19 protein-coding genes are annotated in these 17,491 nt (G+C 64.9%); 9 read left to right on the top strand and 10 right to left on the bottom strand.

Annotated features, from left to right (window positions below; translation table 11 throughout):
- Positions 1-723 precede the first annotated feature (723 nt).
- Entirely contained in the window at positions 724-1,449 is a 726-nt protein-coding gene (locus tag ACVFYP_RS15775; protein ID WP_499201136.1) for a hypothetical protein, read from the top strand.
- Positions 1,450-1,653: 204 nt separating this feature from the next.
- Here the strand turns inward: ACVFYP_RS15775 and mcrC are convergent, their stop codons facing one another.
- The 3 genes from mcrC to ACVFYP_RS15760 are packed head-to-tail and all read right to left on the bottom strand — an operon-like array spanning position 1,654 to position 5,495.
- Positions 1,654-2,778, bottom strand: coding sequence for a 5-methylcytosine-specific restriction endonuclease system specificity protein McrC (gene mcrC / locus ACVFYP_RS15770; RefSeq protein WP_499201282.1), 1,125 nt, complete (start codon positions 2,776-2,778; stop codon positions 1,654-1,656).
- Positions 2,778-5,015 (bottom strand): McrB family protein, encoded by a 2,238-nt coding sequence (locus ACVFYP_RS15765; protein ID WP_499201135.1) that lies wholly within the window; start codon positions 5,013-5,015, stop codon positions 2,778-2,780. Before ACVFYP_RS15765 ends, mcrC begins: the two co-directional genes overlap by 1 nt.
- Positions 5,016-5,495, bottom strand: coding sequence for an ADP-ribosylglycohydrolase family protein (locus ACVFYP_RS15760; RefSeq protein ID WP_499201281.1), 480 nt, complete (start codon positions 5,493-5,495; stop codon positions 5,016-5,018).
- A gap of 50 nt (positions 5,496-5,545) precedes the next feature.
- Here ACVFYP_RS15760 and ACVFYP_RS15755 point away from each other — a divergent pair, with 50 nt between their 5' ends.
- Together ACVFYP_RS15755 and ACVFYP_RS15750 are read left to right on the top strand one after the other, a co-directional pair.
- The gene (locus ACVFYP_RS15755) at positions 5,546-5,848 is read left to right on the top strand and encodes a MerR family transcriptional regulator (protein ID WP_499201280.1); all 303 of its coding nucleotides are present in this window, start codon (positions 5,546-5,548) and stop codon (positions 5,846-5,848) included.
- Positions 5,849-5,860: 12 nt separating this feature from the next.
- Entirely contained in the window at positions 5,861-8,122 is a 2,262-nt protein-coding gene (locus ACVFYP_RS15750) for a Rab family GTPase (RefSeq protein WP_499201134.1), read from the top strand.
- Here ACVFYP_RS15750 and ACVFYP_RS15745 read toward each other — a convergent pair.
- The 4 genes from ACVFYP_RS15745 to ACVFYP_RS15730 all read right to left on the bottom strand — a co-directional run bounded on the left by ACVFYP_RS15745 (position 8,100) and on the right by ACVFYP_RS15730 (position 10,543).
- Positions 8,100-9,011 (bottom strand): PHP domain-containing protein, encoded by a 912-nt coding sequence (locus ACVFYP_RS15745; RefSeq protein ID WP_499201133.1) that lies wholly within the window; start codon positions 9,009-9,011, stop codon positions 8,100-8,102. The genes ACVFYP_RS15750 and ACVFYP_RS15745 overlap by 23 nt on opposite strands.
- A 4-nt stretch (positions 9,012-9,015) precedes the next feature.
- Entirely contained in the window at positions 9,016-9,462 is a 447-nt protein-coding gene (locus ACVFYP_RS15740) for a hypothetical protein (RefSeq protein ID WP_499201132.1), read from the bottom strand.
- Between the two features lie 138 nt (positions 9,463-9,600).
- On the bottom strand, positions 9,601-10,293 hold the full coding sequence (locus ACVFYP_RS15735; protein ID WP_499201131.1) for an SOS response-associated peptidase: 693 nt from the start codon (positions 10,291-10,293) through the stop codon (positions 9,601-9,603).
- A gap of 46 nt (positions 10,294-10,339) precedes the next feature.
- Positions 10,340-10,543: a hypothetical protein gene (locus ACVFYP_RS15730; RefSeq protein ID WP_499201130.1), complete on the bottom strand. Its 204-nt coding sequence runs from the start codon at positions 10,541-10,543 to the stop codon at positions 10,340-10,342.
- A 172-nt stretch (positions 10,544-10,715) separates the two neighbouring features.
- Between ACVFYP_RS15730 and ACVFYP_RS15725 the strand changes: the two genes are divergently transcribed.
- The 6 genes from ACVFYP_RS15725 (at position 10,716) to ACVFYP_RS15700 (ending at position 15,028) form a co-directional block, all read left to right on the top strand.
- Entirely contained in the window at positions 10,716-11,576 is an 861-nt protein-coding gene (locus ACVFYP_RS15725) for a hypothetical protein (RefSeq protein WP_499201129.1), read from the top strand.
- 141 nt (positions 11,577-11,717) lie between these two features.
- Positions 11,718-12,176: a hypothetical protein gene (locus tag ACVFYP_RS15720; RefSeq protein WP_499201128.1), complete on the top strand. Its 459-nt coding sequence runs from the start codon at positions 11,718-11,720 to the stop codon at positions 12,174-12,176.
- Positions 12,177-12,733: 557 nt separating this feature from the next.
- A complete protein-coding gene (locus ACVFYP_RS15715; protein ID WP_499201127.1) occupies positions 12,734-12,961 on the top strand; it encodes a hypothetical protein in 228 nt (75 codons plus the stop codon).
- 97 nt (positions 12,962-13,058) lie between these two features.
- Positions 13,059-13,835, top strand: a complete 777-nt coding sequence (locus ACVFYP_RS15710) for a DUF3489 domain-containing protein (RefSeq protein WP_499201126.1) — start codon at positions 13,059-13,061, stop codon at positions 13,833-13,835.
- On the top strand, positions 13,835-14,527 hold the full coding sequence (locus ACVFYP_RS15705) for a recombinase family protein (protein WP_499201125.1): 693 nt from the start codon (positions 13,835-13,837) through the stop codon (positions 14,525-14,527). Before ACVFYP_RS15710 ends, ACVFYP_RS15705 begins: the two co-directional genes overlap by 1 nt.
- A 51-nt stretch (positions 14,528-14,578) precedes the next feature.
- The gene (locus ACVFYP_RS15700) at positions 14,579-15,028 is read left to right on the top strand and encodes a GNAT family N-acetyltransferase (RefSeq protein WP_499201124.1); all 450 of its coding nucleotides are present in this window, start codon (positions 14,579-14,581) and stop codon (positions 15,026-15,028) included.
- An 88-nt stretch (positions 15,029-15,116) separates the two neighbouring features.
- Here the strand turns inward: ACVFYP_RS15700 and ACVFYP_RS15695 are convergent, their stop codons facing one another.
- From ACVFYP_RS15695 to ACVFYP_RS15685, 3 genes are read right to left on the bottom strand one after another with little or no spacing between them, the layout of a single operon-like run.
- Positions 15,117-15,551 (bottom strand): hypothetical protein, encoded by a 435-nt coding sequence (locus tag ACVFYP_RS15695; protein ID WP_499201123.1) that lies wholly within the window; start codon positions 15,549-15,551, stop codon positions 15,117-15,119.
- A complete protein-coding gene (locus ACVFYP_RS15690) occupies positions 15,539-16,843 on the bottom strand; it encodes a site-specific DNA-methyltransferase (RefSeq protein ID WP_499201122.1) in 1,305 nt (434 codons plus the stop codon). The genes ACVFYP_RS15695 and ACVFYP_RS15690 overlap by 13 nt, the downstream gene beginning before the upstream one ends.
- On the bottom strand, positions 16,836-17,261 hold the full coding sequence (locus tag ACVFYP_RS15685; RefSeq protein ID WP_499201121.1) for a hypothetical protein: 426 nt from the start codon (positions 17,259-17,261) through the stop codon (positions 16,836-16,838). The genes ACVFYP_RS15690 and ACVFYP_RS15685 overlap by 8 nt, the downstream gene beginning before the upstream one ends.
- Positions 17,262-17,491: the final 230 nt, after the last annotated feature.

Raw genomic sequence — 17,491 nt, 5'->3', positions numbered from 1 at the left:
CTCGGTGTTTCGGCAATTCCGACTATGGACCGCGTCCGGCCTGCGGGAAGTGATGCTGGAAGCGCTGGCCGACGGCTGCGGCGAGGCCGACAGCGCGACAGAACCATGCCGGCGGCTCGCCTCGGCGTCCTCGACCGCTGCGAGCGGCACGTCGAGCGACGGAACCCGACGGGCCTGCTCATCCTGTCGATGATCGACCGCACCAGTGTGCGCGCGCACGCGACCTAGGATAACGGTCACATCGCAGGAGGTGGCCATTGCCGACCAAATTTCCCGTTAGCGCCTCCGAGACGGAGGAAGTCAGCGGCCATTTGCGCCACTCGGGCAGGCAAGAAGGCCAGGGCGATCCAGGGCTGGGCGAGATCGCCGCAGGGATGCCGCGCGACGGACGCTCACCACGGCAATGGGGCATGGATGTGCATAGGGGTCACGCAGCGTGCGATCGAGCGCCAATGCGATCCACGGATGACCATGGTAAGAGCAGAATTGTCTCTCGTAGGTGGCCAGACTCGTCCCTACGGCACAGCCGGATCGATCGGCCTCGACCTCTACCATCACATGGCGGGAACGGACAATGTTGCGCCTATGACATAAAGACGGGGGGCGACCACTTTAGGTGCAACCCAGGCAGCGCGGATCTATGCGAGTGCTTATAATCGGGCGTAACAACAACGTCAGCAATCCGCGGATCCTGGTCATCCAACTTCGCCGGACGCCCTGAGCATGGCAACGCTGAAGCAGCTTCGAGACGTATTCGCTCCGATCCTGGCCGAGCATCCTGACCTAATCCTGCGGGGCCGCTGGCTGTTCCGGCCGCCGATCGAGATCGCAATTGTGGGCCTGTATATCGGGCGGACTTCCTCAGCGAGCGGCTCCAGAATGGCGCTGTCGGTCATTCCGCTGTCGCGCTTCGAGCATCCCCTTACGCTTGGATATGACAAACCGTTCGAAGTCGAACGCGTGATCGGCGTGCCTGCTCCCAACCGGTGGGTACGGACTGAAGAGGAGGGGCGGCCTCCACGCATTTTCCAGGACATGTTCGAGCCAGAGTACCAAGCGCACCTGCTACGCAATTTCAACGCAAAGGTGCCGGCGTTTTTCGCTTCGTTCCGTACCTTTGACGATATCGCAAGCTGGGTTAGCCGGTTCTGTCTGCCACCCGAGGGCCGAGGCGTTATCGATAAGTCCGTTTCTTGGCTTGCGACTGTGCAAGGGAACTTCGTGACCGCCGCTGACAGGCTTCAAGCCTATTTGGACTGGATGACACCATCTTGGTCCGCGTTTGGCACCGACAGTGGGCGTGAGGAGAAAGCGATCCGGGATGTTCTGCGAACCGGCGACAGCGCCATCATTGCGGCTTTTCTACATCAGATGGAGGAGCGCACAATCACTCAGAACGGTCTCCAGCGCTTCTGGCGCCGCACTCCATTCCCGTTCGAAAAAGCTTAGTTTTGGCTCCCTATCGCGCCGCCAAGCATGCGCACACGACAGGACGAAAATCCCGTCGGCTACCGATAAAGGTCAGGTCGGCGGTGGGTAGGGGCGTGACGGAGCGAAAGCACCCTAGCGGCGCAGAACAGGCGAAACTGGCGGAGGAGGTGCGACCTGATACAAACGGTCTCAAGGCTGCAGCCTTGGAGACACCCTTCATGGTCACCCTGGATGCGGCTCAGTAACCCGCAGCAGCTGTTCCCGCATCTCCGCCGCGGTGCCAGCGAGGTCTACTGTCGAGAACCGTAGTACATGTCCTTGTATCGCCACGGCCTCATCCACTCTCTCGCCAATCGCGGGGTGCAAGAGAAGTCCCGTCGTATTGTCGGCAAGGGCATCACCCCGGCCCGCCTGTGAGCGAAGGTAGGCGTAGATCTGATAGATGTATCCGCTCCGAAGTGTTGCCTCCTGATACAGTCCTTTGGTTAGGATCGACGTGAATTTCGTATCGATGACGATGCGGCGAGCGGCAAGGCGGTGTATCAGCACGACGTCGGTCACCATGCCAGGCATCATCCCGTCGATGCCGCTGGTTCGATGATCAATCTGCCATTCGAGCTTTCCGCCGCGCTGGACCTCCCATTCCAAGGGATCCAGCACTACGCGGTAGAATCCACCGACAGCTTTTTCGAACAGCCGTCGAACCCAAACCTCCTCGCGCTCCGGCATCGCAAGCGAGTTTGTGCCCGCGGCTTCGGTGGGAAGCGCCAGATCGAAAGCCAACCTTGCCGCGGCAACCATGAACCGATCTTCCGCATCATGGCGACCGAACCGATCGAGGCTCATTTCGCGAAGGGTCGGGGCGTGCCCAGAAACACCGGACGCCTTCATGGCACCTGCGAGTGACCGGCATCGATGCGCGACTTCATCGCGTTGAACGATCTTCGAAATCATCTCGAGGGCCGCGCGGACGAAGCGGTTACGAGGCGTGTCGATGGTGAGTTCGTCAAAGCGGCACGATACAGCGCCTCGAGACAGCAATTGGCGCCGCTCGCTCGTCAGGACATCAATGCGACCTCGGACCCGGCTGAGTACCTCATGGCGATGCTGATAGCCGAGGCTAAGGTGCCGGCGCTGGCGCGCTTCCGTTGCGCCTGCCAGAATCTCGGCTACGACATCCGGCAGATCGTCCGGCATTTCTTCAAGCGCAACTTCGCTTCTGCCACGCATCCGGAAAAGGTCTGAACCGTACAGCATCAGCAGCCAGAGATTCCGAACGGGGATCCGACCGACATAGCCCGCCGCTTGCTGGCTCAGGCCTACTGGCGGATTCTCGGCGACGATCATCACCAGCCTTGCATGAAGCCATCGAAGGCCTTTTTCGCCTCCCCCCCACCTTCAAACCAGTATTCTTCAAGCAGAGGCAGGATTTCAGTTTCTGCGACCTGCCTGAACCAATCCCTCGTACTCCCAGCTTCGAGCAGATGGGACGGCGTCACGTAGCTGTGCCCGATGCGGAACTGCTTCCCAAGACGTGAATCAGCTGCAATCAATTCGTTCAGCTTCGTGAGGCGGTGCTCAATATCCTTCGCAAGCTTCCGATCGACATTGCACGAGGTGACCACCCACTCTTCCCATGCCGGCCCAAGCCTGGGTTCGAGTCCGACGAAGGCGAAGCGCCTGCGCAATGCGAGATCGACCAACGCCAGCGACCGATCTGCGATATTCATCGTCCCGATGACGAAGAGGTTTTCGGGGACATGGACCGGTCGCCGCTTGCCGTCTGCGTCGGGATAGCAGAGCTCGATGGCGTCTTTCGGAGTGCGTTTGCCCGCCTCCAACAGCGTCAGAAGCTCACCAAAGATCTGCGCGGGGTTGCCGCGGTTGATCTCCTCAATAACGACGACGTGCTTCGATGCTGAATCTTTCAAGGCGGCGCTGATCGCCTCCATGAAGACACCGTCCGCAAGCGCAAGCTTGCCGTCGCCAACCGGACGCCAACCCCGGACAAAATCCTCGTATGACAAGTTGGGGTGGAACTGGACGACACGCACCTTGCTCTCGTCGCGCAGCCCAACCAGTGCAAAGGCAAGTCGCTTCGCAAGCCACGTCTTGCCCGTTCCTGGCGGCCCCTGAAGGATCAGGTTTTTCTTGTCGCGCAAACGTGCGAGCAACCGATTGATCTCAGATAGATCGAGGAAGCAGCCGTCCGCGAGGATGTCATTCACTGTGTAGGGAACCATTGGCGGTAAAAGGCGCAAGTCATCGCTTGCCGTCCCCCCATTTTCGCCGTCCTCGTCGTCCTCCTCCATTTCCATATCTGCTTTATTAGCGGGTTGCTCTGCGGCGTCCGTGGGAGCCTTGTGTCGCCACGCTTCAAGAGAAAGTTCCGGGAATGAATGAACCGGGTAGTCAAATTCCTGGAACCGAGTTTTCAAGGTGGCCGTGATATCCAGATAGTCGGCCGCATTGCAGCGGCCATTTGGTCCGTGAGCCCCGATTGGTATCCGCAGTGAGCCGGTGATGTAGGCGAACGAATTGCTGTCGAGGCTGGCGAACGCCCATGGGCGCGTCCAGTAAAGACCAATGCTCAGGTTCCATCCCACCAGTGGGCGGCCAGCGGCATCCTCGAACGCACTTGCGAACGCAGGCCTTGCAGCATCGTCCTCTGTATCGGCGAACTCGATGCAGACAGCGAAGACTCGCCAAAGCGCGTCGATATGGTCGGAAGCACGCTGTGCCTCTCTTGGGAAGAACCAGGACTTCATGTTGAACAGCACTGGAACGCCGTCGTAGGAATTCGGCACGGGCTCCTTCACCGCAAGAAATCCCGCGAGTTCGGCTGCGATGACTCGGCGGTTCGCTGGGGTCACGCCGCGGTTGAATAGACCCATTGCCGTGAAGGGACAGATGTCTCTGATGAAGCCCTGGGTACCGTCCGCGTATTTGTCCTTCCCCAGATAGCCCATCCCCGGCAGCCGCTCCGACATGCCTTTGATGAAGCTGACAAGCGCGCCCCTGTCCTCGCGATGGGCCAGCAACGCGGATGCGACCGCCTCGTAAAATGAGGTCCAGGCGAAGCGATTCTGCCCTCCGGCGCCGGCTGTGCCAAACCGCTCCCGCCAGAACGGTGCATTGCAGAAGCGCTCGATATCTTGTGCCTGCCCATCGAAGGCGAAGCCGATCAGTCCGTCATTATCCCACTCGCCGGGAAGGAGGTGCCAGACCGTTCCCCTGTGGGTATAGAAATACCACTCGCGAACAGGATCGACCTTCGTCCAGGTGACCCGCACTGTTCTCCCATCGCCGAGATTTTCAGTGACCGTCCCGACGGCCTTGATCGCCATGACCGACACGGTGTGGCCCCGATTGTCGAACGGCAGTCCGTGTTTGCGCGTAAAGGAGGACTTGATCGCGATGCGATCGCCCTGTCGCATCGACTTCACGAGGTCGAGGAGTTTGTCGGTGTAACCGTTCTCCCAGATGCCTTCGGCGAGAAAGCGATCCGTCTGATCGCCCTTCGCGCCGTAACTGGCGCCGACAAACCAGCACTGAGCTCCCGGGCTCTCAGCCTTTACGTTCATTCACTGTCCCACCGACGCTTGGGTTGCAACCGTGCGACAGTATTCGCGCACGTTCAATCTTTCCGCTCTCGGCGGTAACCGCCTCGCCATAAGTGCCTCCGCCAATGCAGGCAGATCATCTGGCCAATACCGCTGGGGCCGTGGCTGACCCACACCAGCCTCCGCCAGCGGCCCGCACGCCAGCACCGCCATTCCCCAGCGCGTCGGGATTGCCACGCGCCCCTGCGCTGCGCCCAGCAGCGCGCCGCAGATCGCGCCATTGGTGTCGGTATCGCCGCCGGCGCCGACCGTCTCAATGAGTGCGTCCTCGATGGCCGTACCGCTGGCCAGGTGGCGAAACGCATTCTGGAATGCGATCTGAACCCAGCCCTGCTGGCTCATGAAGTCTCCGGGCCCCTCGCCAGCCCGCGCGCGTGCAAGCGCTGCACGCAGTGGCGCCGCGTAAGGCTCTGGCATCGCTGCCTCCGCCGCCGTCAGCATTTCCCCCCGGTTGAACGTCCCCATGATCGCCACCGAGCCATCCCTCTCCGATCTGGCCGCCGCCTCGGGCATCGAGGCGCGGACCATTCGCTCGTGGGTCGCGCAGGGCCTTCCCGGCGCCCCTGAACCGCGGACCCGCAGCCCGCTACCCCGCCGATACTCTCGAACGGGTTCTGGCCATCCGCGCCATGCGGGACGTCCTCGGGATGCCGCTAGCCGAAATTCGCAAGGAACTCCTGGTCGGGATATGTGCCGAAATCGGCCACAACGACGTTGTTCCGCGATGTTCCAAATTCCCTCTTGACGACAACGGCGCGCCCCATCATGTTCCGGTACATCGTGGAACAACATGATTGGAGATAACCATGGCATCATACACCGCTGCGAAATCAAAGACCGGAAACCGCCCGGGCTGGTCGGTGACCTTCCGTCACCCGCTCCGTAACGACACCCGCGGGAAGCCGGGAAGAAAGATTCGACGCGGGCTCAGCACGGTTGATGAAGCCGAGGCCGACCGGCTGGTCGCTCAGATGAACGATATTCTAGCAGATGAAACATGGTGGAACAGCGCCAGGCGGAGCGACGCGGAGCTCCGCTTCGAAAAGCCCATCGTGGATGCCTTCTACGATGAACTGCTCGCCCTGGCTGCCGATCCTTGGGATGTGCGCGGTAGGCATGTCCCTCTCCCTGGGCGCGACGAAGGATATGCCCGAGTGCTTTTTGTGGGCACGACTGGGGCCGGCAAGACTTCCTTGCTTCGCCAGTTGATCGGTTCCGACCCGGACGAAGACAGGTTCCCCTCCACGTCCACATCCAGGACTACGATTGCGGACACCGAAGTCGTCCTGGCGGAGGGACCCTACCGCGCAGTGGTCACGTTCTTCCCTCGCTTCGCCGTCCAAGCGAGCGTGGAGGAATGCGTGATGAATGCCTGCACGGCGATCTGGGACGGAGACGACGAGGCAAGGGTCGGTGACCGTCTCCTCAACCATCCCGACCAGCGGTTTCGTATGGGCTACATCCTGGGTAGTTGGGCGCCCTCTACTGAGGCCGCTGCTACGTCTGACGACTGGTCCTTTGGTGAAGAGGCTGATGGACCTGCGCCCAGCGACGATGACACCCCCGATGGCGACCGCGCTCGCAACCACGCCGCGCTCGCGGCATACATTGAGCGAATTCGGCGGAGCTTCACGCGTTGCGTCAAGGAGGTCTCTGAAGGCCTCGGGGAGAACATCACCAAAATGACCGGCCGCGAGCGCGACGAAGCGCTCGATGTCCTCCTTTGGGCCCTCCAGGACGACAGCGATCTCGGTGAATTGGTCCACGATATTGTGGACGATATGCTTGGCCGATTCGAAGCGATCGAGGCGGGCGAACTTCAGCGGCGCGGCGATGGCTGGCCAAACGTGTGGCTGTTCGAGACTGATGACCGCGATGAGTTTATCCGAGAGGTTCGCTGGTTTTCGAGCAACTATGCTCCGGCTTTCGGCAGGCTTCTGACACCGCTGGTCGATGGCATTCGAGTTTCGGGCCCGCTCTTCCCGGGGTTCATGGATGATCACCCGAAGCTGGCACTTCTCGATGGCCAGGGCCTTGGCCATACGCCTGATTCTGCGTCGAGCGTCACGACGCATGTGACGCGCCGTTTTGCCGACGTCGACGTCATTTTGCTTGTCGATAGTGCGCAGCAACCAATGCAGGCTGCGCCTCTGTCAGTGCTTCGCGTGGTCGCCGCCAGCGGCAACTACGATAAGCTGACGATTGCCTTCACTCACTTCGACCTAGTGAAAGGGCACAACCTCCCCACTGCCGATGCGAAGCGCGCGCATGTGCTCGCGTCGGTCCGAAACGGCATCTCGTCGCTCCGGGACGCGCTCGGATCACTGACAGCAAACGCGCTGGAGCGATCCCTTATGCCGCGGTGCTTCATGTTGGGCGGCCTGCAAGCGCCCACAAAAAAGCTCCCGCGTGGCGTGGTGATGGAATTGGAAAAGCTGATCGCTTCCTTTGCGGATGCCATCCGCGAGCCAGAGCCGGCGGCCGCGCGGCCCGTTTACGACACGACGGGTATTCTGTTCGCTGTGCAGCTCGCGTCCAGGAAGTTTCACGAACCGTGGGCGGCGAGGCTGGGCCTCGAGGCGTCTCCGGGCGTCAACAAGGAGCACTGGACTCGAATCAAAGCGCTTACGCGCCGAATCCAAGGCGAGTGGGACGTCGAGTACGACAACCTGAAGCCTCTGGCCGATCTGCAAGAACGGCTCATGGAAGAGATCTCGAAGTTCCTGGACGCCCCCGCGGATTGGACGAGGCGCCCCGATACCGATGATGACGCGCAGCAGGCAACTGCCGTCGTCAAGAAGTCGGTCTTCGGCGCTCTTCACTCCTTCCTCCACGGCCGCATGGTCTCAAACACGTTGAAGGAGTGGCGTGAGGCATATGGGCGGGCAGGAAGGGGATCCGCGACGCTGCGGGCATACGATATCAATGAGATCTACGATGCCGCCGCGCCGGTTCCGGGCTCAATCGTCACCAACGAGGCCCGCGAATTTCTGGCGGGTATGCGAAGGATTGTTCATGAGGCGATCGAGGCCGCAGGCGGTGAGGTTAGAATCTCGCTGAACGCATAGCGTCACCAGAGGGCCGACCCTGCGTCACTGCGTCACTGCGCCGCTGGGTCGGCTCCTCTTCAGTTAAGGCACCTGCCGCTTCGTCACCCCCACCGACAGCGTCGCCGCCGCCAGGTCGAACGTGGCCGCGGAGATGTTCCGCGCCATCACGCGCACCGTGTTGTTCGACCACACTGCCGCGTCGAGCTCGATGAACCGCGTCGAAGACACCAGCGATGCGTGCGCCAGGTCGCCGGCCCGCGCCCCGTTCGGCATCGTGGCCGATGGCGTCGACGGGGCGGATCTGCCGGATTGCGGTCAGCACGTCGGCCAGCCGCCGGCGTGCAGGGTGGTGATAGCGAACGTCGGTGGTGGCCAGCAGCGGCGCGAGTTGAGCCAGGCGATCCATCCGCTCCTGGTCTCTGCCATCGCGGACGGCGCGTGCGGTGACGTGCAGGGGTAGTGCGAGACGGTTTCGCATGGCCGCGCGATCACCGGCAACGCGGGCAGCGAAGGCAGGGCCGAGGTCGGCACCCGGGATTGCCGCGACGACCCAGCCTTCCGCCGCCGCGTGCATCGCCTCCAATGCAATGACGGCTTCGCCCTTCGGGGCCGCCATCTTGGATTCCGACAGCACGCGCGTCAGGCGCCCGTAGGACGTGCGGCAGGTCGGCCAGACCAGGTATTCGCCGGCATCGGCGATGTTCAACCGGACGCCGACCAGATAGGGCAACCCGGCGGCCTTGGCCGCGACGTGGCCGCGCACCACGCCAGCCAAGGAATTGGTGTCGCAGATGCCGATGCCGGCATGCCCGAATGCCTTGGCCGCCGTCACCAGTTCCTGGGGCGAGGAGGCGCCATCCAGGAGGCTGAAGTGCGACCGCGCTCCCAATTCCGCGAAGGCCGTCACGGGGCTATCCGATGCGGTGCAGCGCGCCGGGCGGGGCGCTGATGACCATCAGGTTCGACCGCGCCAGATGATCGGCTAGCCATTCCGCCGCCAGCCTGGCGTTCATGTCGCGGGCGCTGGTCGCCGGTTTACCCCTGGCGTCATACCGAAGGGCATAGGCGAGGCATTCGACCACCGTATCGCGCGGCGCAGGTGTCATTGCTGCTGGGAAGCTCGCCTCCGAGACGACCGGCTCGCCATGCGCTGCGAGGGCCGAGATGGCTTCCCGCAGGTGGCTTGCCGGCAAGGCGGGCCAGGCGGCGGCGGTGACCTCCCTGGCCCGTGTGATCGCCTGAGCCCCCGATGCCCCAGCCGCAAGTGCCGCCTCATAGGCCGCCATGATGGTGCGCCACAGGGCCGGAGCAACCCAGGCGGGAGGCATCGGACTGGCGGGTGTGTCGTCTGCGGGCATGCCTAGGCGTCCTCCACTGGAGGAGAACGTATAGGGAACATGTGCTCCGTGGGAAGAGGTGTTACGCAGGGTGATGGCGGTCCGATCGGAATGCGGGCGGAGGCGGCGGTGGATCGGAATGCCTCGAGCCGTAGCGTCCTATGTCAGGTTTGCCACCGGAGGATCCTGCTTCTCACCCCTGGCCACGATCGTGAGCGCGGCATCCGGAAGCGGGCGTTGCAGCTCCTTCGCGACCTCCCAGGGCGCATCCAGCCAGGTTTCGCACTCGGTGGCCTCGGTCAGGATCACTGGCATGGCCTTGGGATGGATGGCGCCGACCTCGGCGTTCGGCTCCGTCGTCAGGAAGGCGAAGAGGTCCGCCGACACCTCGCCCTCCTTCACCTTGCGCACCGAACGCCACTGCGCCGTCCAGATGCCGGCGAAAAACGCCAGCGGGCGGTCGGACGACAAGGCGAACCACGTGGGCGGGCGTTTGCCGTCCGGCTGCAGCTCCGGCTCTGAGAAGGACGTGAGCGGCACCAGGCAGCGCGCCTCAGGCGCCAGCCAGCGGCGCCAGTGAGGCGAGCTTGTGTTGCGCACGTTGGTCACGCCGGGGTCGGAGTTTCGGCCCTTCAGCGCAAACGCCGGCGAGGGCATTCCCCACCGCGCCGTGGCCAGAGCAAGCCCAGCCCCCTCGCGCCTCAGGATCGGCGCGGGATAGTCGGGAAAGATGCCCGGCATCGACGGCAGGTTGCCGGTCAGGTCCAGCCATCCCTGTTCAGCACGACGCCAGCCCTTCACTAGGTCTCGGATGGCCTGCTGGCTGGCCGTCATCGCGTAGAGGTTGCACATGGCATGAATTCCGTCCTGCGGCATGGTGACGGGCCGACGACCCCCGTCAAGTGCGGTCCAGGGTGGACGGCCAAGCCGCGCGCCATGTCGGATCAAGATCGGCCTCCGCGGCCCGCAGCGCGCCCAGACGCCTGGCGGAACCGGCCTGGGCCGCGACCATCACGGCGGCGGTGACGGGGCGGATGCTGACGCGCCCGCCGCGTGGCAGGTCGAGCCAATACGGCTCGACCGGGACGTCGAGGGTGAGCATGCGAAGGTCCTCGTGTGTTTTGGCTTCCTGGGTTCGTAAGGATCGAAGCGAGCGAGCGCCGAACGGGCGAGGAGTATGTTGAAGGAGCTTGGCGTCGATGTAGTCTGCTTTCGGGTCGGCGGCGCGAGATCGCGGGTCACCAGTAACGAAGCAAAGGTAGCGACCTTCCCTCATGAAAATGTTCATCAAGCGATTTTGGGGGTTCGACCCGATCTACTGGCCAATAGTCGCATTCAGCATGCGGGGGAGTTTGGATGCGCTCCTCGAACAATCAGAAGCCGGCGATACGATCGCCTTTGTCGGTACGAAGGGCCCTGAAACCCAGGAAACCAAGCGGGGGAAGCTGCTGGGCATTGCCGAGTTTGGCCGCAGCAAATTCCACAGCCGACAAGCGCTTCCACCGACGTCGTTTTCAGAGGCTGAGAAGGGTCCCAACGGCGACATCAAGTGGCCGCACGCGGTGCTCATCACGCGCGCGTGGCGGTTTACGGATGTTCCGTTTCCTGAAATGACAGATGTACTCGGTAGACAGCTCCCTATGTCGGCGATGAGCAACGCGGTGCTGCTTACCGCAGATGAGCAAGAGCGGATTCTCGCACTTCCGCGCGAAGAGATGGACGTTGGGCAGACCCAGGCCATACGCGAGGAAAGAGAGCGTATTGCCGCGGCGATTGGGCCTGGAGGCACAATGGGGCCCGTACCATCGTCATTCGCGACGACCGTGATTCGCGATGCGCTTCGAGAGGCGCGCACATACGCGTTTCAGTTTGGGACCGCGAACGTGTGGAAGATTGGCTGGGCGCACGACTGGGTGACGAGGTTAGATGAGTTGAACAAGCATGTTCCACACGAAATTCTGGGGCAGAGGTGGGGGGGCGGCTGGACACAAAAGTGGGCATCTGCGGATCAAGCATTTGCCATGGAGCAGCGAGTCTTACGATCGTTTGCCGACACGCAGCTTTACGGGGAGCGTGTACACTGCACCAAGGAAGCGCTGGAAGCTGCGTGGCTGAAGGCCTGGAAAACAAGCTGAAGGCATTTGATCGTAAGCTTCCCAGTCCGAACCCCGCAGGCCCCCGGTTTCTAGGCATACTCCGTCCCTGCCTGCTGGTTGCGCAGCACTGCCGTCATTATCCGCGTGGCCGTCGCATTGAAGGCGGCGCGGAAATCGAAGTTGGCCTCCACCGCGGTGCAGCGCGATGCCGCGATCCGCGCCCTCGGCGCGGCAGTCACGCGGATGGTCCGCATCGCCGCCATGCCCCTGGCACAGGTGAGACGCTGGAGGGCAACACCCGACCTTCCGCTCCACCGCGGCCACGACGATATCCATCACCCTGGTCCCAATGGCGCCGGCGCATCCTGCAGCGCTGGCCACGATGAGCAGCGGCCAACCCACGTCGCGCAGGTTCGGATCCCACCACACCGCGGCGCCTGCCGCCATGATGCCGAGCATGCCGCCGAGACCCGCCTCGAGCAGCAGCACCTGCCAGCGCCGGGCGCCGCCGTGCAGTGCGACCAGGACGCGTGCGGCACCGCCGGTAACGGCGGCCAGGCCCGCCATGCGGGCGGCGTCGCCCAGATCGTCCGCGGCCATCAGCTTTCTCCTTTCGCGATATTGGCAAATCGCACGTAGCGCTGGCGTAATTCGTCATCGGGTATCGACGCGATCAGCGCGTCCGATGTCGCGGCCTTGGCCAGCGCCTCGGCGCCAGGTGCATCCCGCAGCATCTGCTTGCGTGCCGCGACCTGCGCCTTGCGCGTGTCGTCGCCCGCTTCCAGCGCCCGCAGGAAGTCAGCGTCGAGTCCTGCCAGCAGCGGCGCGCGCGCGGCACGCAGCCGGGTGCGATGGACCTAGCGCGCAAGTACCATGTCCACCGTGACGGCGCCTGGTTCGGCTATGTCCATGGTCCAGGCGTTGCGCCAGATGCGGTCGGCCGGAATTGCGTCCTCAGCCACCACGGCAAACGAAACTCCCTCTGGCACCACCTGCCGCGCATGCCGCAGCAGCGCCTCCCGCTCGGTTTAGCCATGGGTGGACATCAGCGCATCGGGAGTGGCTGCGATCATGATATGATCAAACGCCTCCGATCTTAGCAATCCGACGACGACGAGATGCGCTTGGCTCGTGCGCGGCAATACGCGAATGGTCCGTCACGCGCAGGGGATTCCTGCACCCCGACGGAGACGAGCATGACCGACCGCACCGCCCGCAATCAGGAACGCAGCCTCGAAGCCTTCCTCTCCGAGAAGGCGCGCTTCGATACGATGGTCGCCGAGCTTCAGCAGATGAGCGCGGACCACTTCGGCGCGGACGCCGACGCGGTGCTCTGGAGTGCGCATGCCAGCCTGCAGCACTGGAACGGCCTGCTTGCGCGGGTGACTGACGCATACCTGAAGCGCGGCGAACACGCCGATTGAAGCGGGTCGCTCCCGCACCGCCCCGACCGGGTTCTGCCCGGCGGGGCTCCCGGCAGTAGGGGCCGATGGTCGGCGCCCGGAACCGGAGACCACCACGATGACCAAGCTTTCCGAGACGCAGTCGATGATCCTGCTGGCTGCCGCGCAGCACGAGACGCGGCTGGCTCGCGCGCCCAAGGGCCTGCCGGCCGCGGCGCGCAACGCGGTGTTCCGCAGCCTGATCAAGAACAACCTGCTCACCGAGATCAACGCCCCGCGGAAGCATGTCGGCCTGGGCTGGCGCCAGGACGACGACGGCACCTGGATCGTGGCGCGCATCACCGACGAGGGCATGCGGGCCATCGGGCTGGACCCGAACGAGGGCGACGCGGTGGCCCACAGGGCGCCCAGGGCGGCGTCGGACGCCGCGGCGGGGGAGAGTTCCGGCGCTGACGCCGACGCCGCCCAGGCGGCGCCACAGACGCCCGCCGCGCCCGTCCGCGCCGGCCTGCGCGATGCCGCGCTCACCTTCCTGGCGGCGTGGGACGCCTGCCCCAATGAGGACGCCACCAGCAGCCCGATCAGCAAGGCGGTCGAGACGCTCCGCGCCTCGCTCGCCGGCAAGCCGCGTGAGACAAGCGCGCCGCGCAAGCCACGCGAGGGCACGAAGCAGGAGACGGTGCTTGCCCTGTTGCGCCGCCCCGAAGGCGCCACCGTCGCGCAGATCGCCGAGGCCACGGGCTGGCAGCAGCACACGGTCCGCGGGTTCTTCGCCGGCCTCAAGAAGCGCCAGGGCATCGCCGTGGAGGTCATGGAACGCGTGCGGCAGGTCGGGCCGAATAACACCGGCGCGAAGGGCTCCTACAGCATCTACCGCATCGCCGAGGCCAACTGATGCGGCATGGTGCTGCGGCGCCGCGCTACGCGGTCGGGCTCTACCGGGTCTCGACCGCGGAGCAGGGCCAGAGCGGGCTCGGGCTGGAGGCGCAGGCCGCCTCCGTCCGGGCCTTCGCGGCGAGCCAGGGCTGGCCCCTGGTCGCTGAGTATTCCGACATCGCCAGCGGCAAGGACGACCGCCGACCCGGCTTCCAGGCGGCGCTGACCCGCTGCCGGCAGCTCGGCGCTGTGCTGGTGGCGGCGCGGCTGGATCGGATCACCCGGCGCGCCCACACCCTGTCGCAGTTGCTGGAGGACGGCGTTTCCATCAGGGCGGCGGACATGCCGGGCGCCGACGACCTGATGTTGCGGATCTATGCGGCGATGGCCCAGAAGGAGCGGGAGCTGATCAGCGAGCGCACCAGGGCGGCGCTGGCGGCCGCCAAGGCGCGTGGGGCGGTGCTGGGCGGCGACAGGGGCTATAGGCCTGCGGCGGGCCCAGACAGCGGCGCGGCGGCCCTGGCGCGGCGTGAGGCGGCGGAGCAGGCAGCACATAGGATCCACCTTGAGGTCGAGCGGCTCCGCGACGAGGGCGTGGTTGGCCGGGCCGCGTTAGCCCGGGCGCTGAACGAGAGGTGCGTGCCGACACCCCGCGGCCAAGGCGCCTGGACCCACACCACCGTCGCCCGCGTGCTTGCGCGGACCGGCTGAGGCTGTAGTCAGTCCTGCGAGAAACAGCTCGCCACAATACGGACCACGCTGGTGACGTCACGCTACGGCCTTGAGATACGCGCCGCCACGGCCGCCGATGCCAGTGGTATGGTCGAGCTGCTTGCTGAGGCTGGACGCACGGTCGACCCGCTGCGACTTGCGGAGCGGCTTATCGCATTGCGAGAGGCGTCCGGCACAGTGTTGCTGGCCGTCCAGTGGGGCCCGCCGAGCGGCCTCCTGAGCATGCACTGGTATCACACCTTGGCGGGGACACGCCCGGTCGCACAAATCACCGCACTGCTGGTGGCGGCCGATGCCCGGCGCCAGGGGATCGGGCGACTTCTCGTCAAGGCGGCAGCGCAGGCCGCGCGGGTTGCTGGCTGCGACGAAGTGGAGATTGCTACGGCATCGGGCGAAGCATCTCTGCAGGACTTCGCTCGATCGACCGGCTTTGCGGAGGCCGGGCCGCGCTTTGTGCGCTCGCTGCGTAAGCGGGGATAGCATCCTGGCCAGGCGCAGGTGCACGAACCTTCCCACTTTGACCCTGTTCAACACCGATCAACGGTCGTTGGTCGGTGTTGAACATGCGTCAGTCGCGCTCCTGATCTTCGATCCGAGGCAGGCGCCCATCGGGCCGGCTCAGCGCCGCATCGAGGATTGGCCTCGGCGGAACCGGCTCTTTCGGATCGACGATCTGGAAGACGACACTCAGCGATTTGTCCTCGACGTCGGTGGACGCGCTCATCGACCCGTCGTGCTTCTCGCGCCAGCCAGCCCGCGCCTTCATCCAGAAGATCGCGGCCGCGACCGAGCCGCCATCCGTCGCCATCCGGAACAGGCTCTGCGCCACCTTCGTCGTCGCCTCGATCGAGCCTCGGTCGAGCTCCTCCCGGAAGTGTTTCCGCAGCGTCTTTTTGTCGATCTCCAGGAAGGTTGCGATGTCGTCCTGCGGTATGCCGAGGCCGGACATGGCGCGGACCGTCCGCCGTTGCTCGTCGGTCGGCACGTAGGTCACGCCCTGCATGGCACAGCCTCCTCAGCACCGCGCGCTGCTGTGACCTCTGCGAACGACATCCCATCGGCCTCCAGCACCGCCTGTTGCCCCGTGAAGGCCTGCCAGCGCAGCACCGCCACATCGACATAGGCCGGCGACAGCTCCACGGCGTGGCAGGCCCGCCCCGACATCTCGGCGGCGATCAGCGTCGTCCCTGAGCCGCTGAAGGGCTCATAGATGGCCTGGCCGGTGCTGGAGTTGTTCTCGATCGGCCGGCGCATGCACTCGACCGGCTTCTGGGTGCCGTGGGTGGTCTCGGCATCCTGCCCGCGACTGGCGATCTGCCAGAGCGTCGTCTGCTTCCGGTCGCCGCTCCAGTGGCCGGTCGCGCCGCCGCGGACGGCGTACCAGCAGGGCTCGTGCTGCCAATGGTAGTGCCCGCGGCCCATGACCAGGCGCTCCTTGGCCCAGACGATCTGCGCGCGGATATCGAACCGGCAGGCGATGAGGCTGTCGGCCACGGTGCTGGCGTGCAGCGCCCCGTGCCAGACATAGGCCACATCGCCCGGGAACAGCGCCCAGGCCTCCCGCCAGTCCGCCCGGTGGTCGTTCAGCACCTTGCCGGTGCGGGCGGTCTTGCTGCCCTCCAGCGCGGCGTTGCGCCAGCCTGGGTCGTACTCCACGCCATATGGCGGGTCCGTGACCATGAGGTGCGGCCGCACGCCGGCCAGCACCTGTTCGACCACGGCCGTCTCGGTGGCGTCGCCGCAGATCAGCCGGTGGCGGCCGAGGCGCCAGACGTCGCCTAGGCGGCTGACGGGATTGGCGGGCGGCTCCGGCACCGCGTCAGGGTCGGTGAGGCCGTCCGCGGGTCCGACGAGGAAGCCGGCAATCTCCAGCTCATCAAACCCTGTTAGCGCCAGATCGAAGCCCTCGGCCTGCAACTCGCCGAGCTCGAGCCGGAGCATGGCGTCGTCCCACCCGGCGGAGAGCGCCAGGCGGTTGTCGGCCAGCACGTAGGCGCGGCGCTGGGCGGGCGTGAGGTGGCTCAGTTCCAGCGTGGGCACCTCAGCCATGCCGAGCTTGCGGGCGGCCAGCAGGCGGCCGTGGCCGGCGATGACGCCGCGGTCGCCATCGACGAGGATCGGGTTGGTGAAGCCGAACTCGCGGATCGAGGCGGCGATCTGCGCGACCTGTGCCTCGGAATGGGTGCGGGCGTTGCGCGCATAGGGCACCAACGCGGCGACGGCCGCGAGTTTGTAGGGCGGAAACAACGTCGTGGTCTCGGGGATCGGCGCGCCGGCGGGCTGGATGTCACTCACTGCATTCAACCTTCTGTGGACGGAGGCGCGGCAGCACCATCGGCGGCGCATGGTCATCGCGGTGCTGGGCATCGACGATGCGGCGGAGGATGACGAGAGGCTCGGGTGGCGCGGTGGCTGCGGGTGGCGGGGCGGCCTCATCGGGCCGCTTCTCGCGCCAGCCGGCGCGGGCCTTGAGCCAGAAGATGGTGGCGGCGATGTTGCCGGGGGTGCTGGCCTGCTGGAACAGCGTCTGGGCGACGCGCGCGTTGGCCTCAATGACGGCAACGTCAAGATCGTCGCGGAAGTACCGGCGCAGGGTGGGCGCGCTGCACCGGACGACGCGAGCGATGTCCTCATGCGGCACGCCGTAGCCGGCCATGGCACGCACCAGGCGCCGCTGCTCATCGGTTGGTGCGAAGGGCGGGCGGCCGGTCATCGGTAGGCCCTGCCGACGTGGCGACGGGCGGGAGCAGCTTTGTTAGAGGGGAAGGCGCCAGCCCATCCGGCCGATCCGGCGTGACGCGCTGCGGCAGGTGGATATGGTGGGTTTGGTGCCTTTGTTCCGGCCCCTCTATATAAACTGTCAAACACACACAGCATGTGTATGTACATGTACTGCTCTGACAGTTTTCGCGTGGGGTATGGGAGAGATCCACCAAACCCACC

The sequence above is a fragment of the Roseomonas sp. F4 genome (genome assembly GCF_053891155.1).
This window is presented reverse-complemented; position numbering and strand designations above follow the sequence as displayed.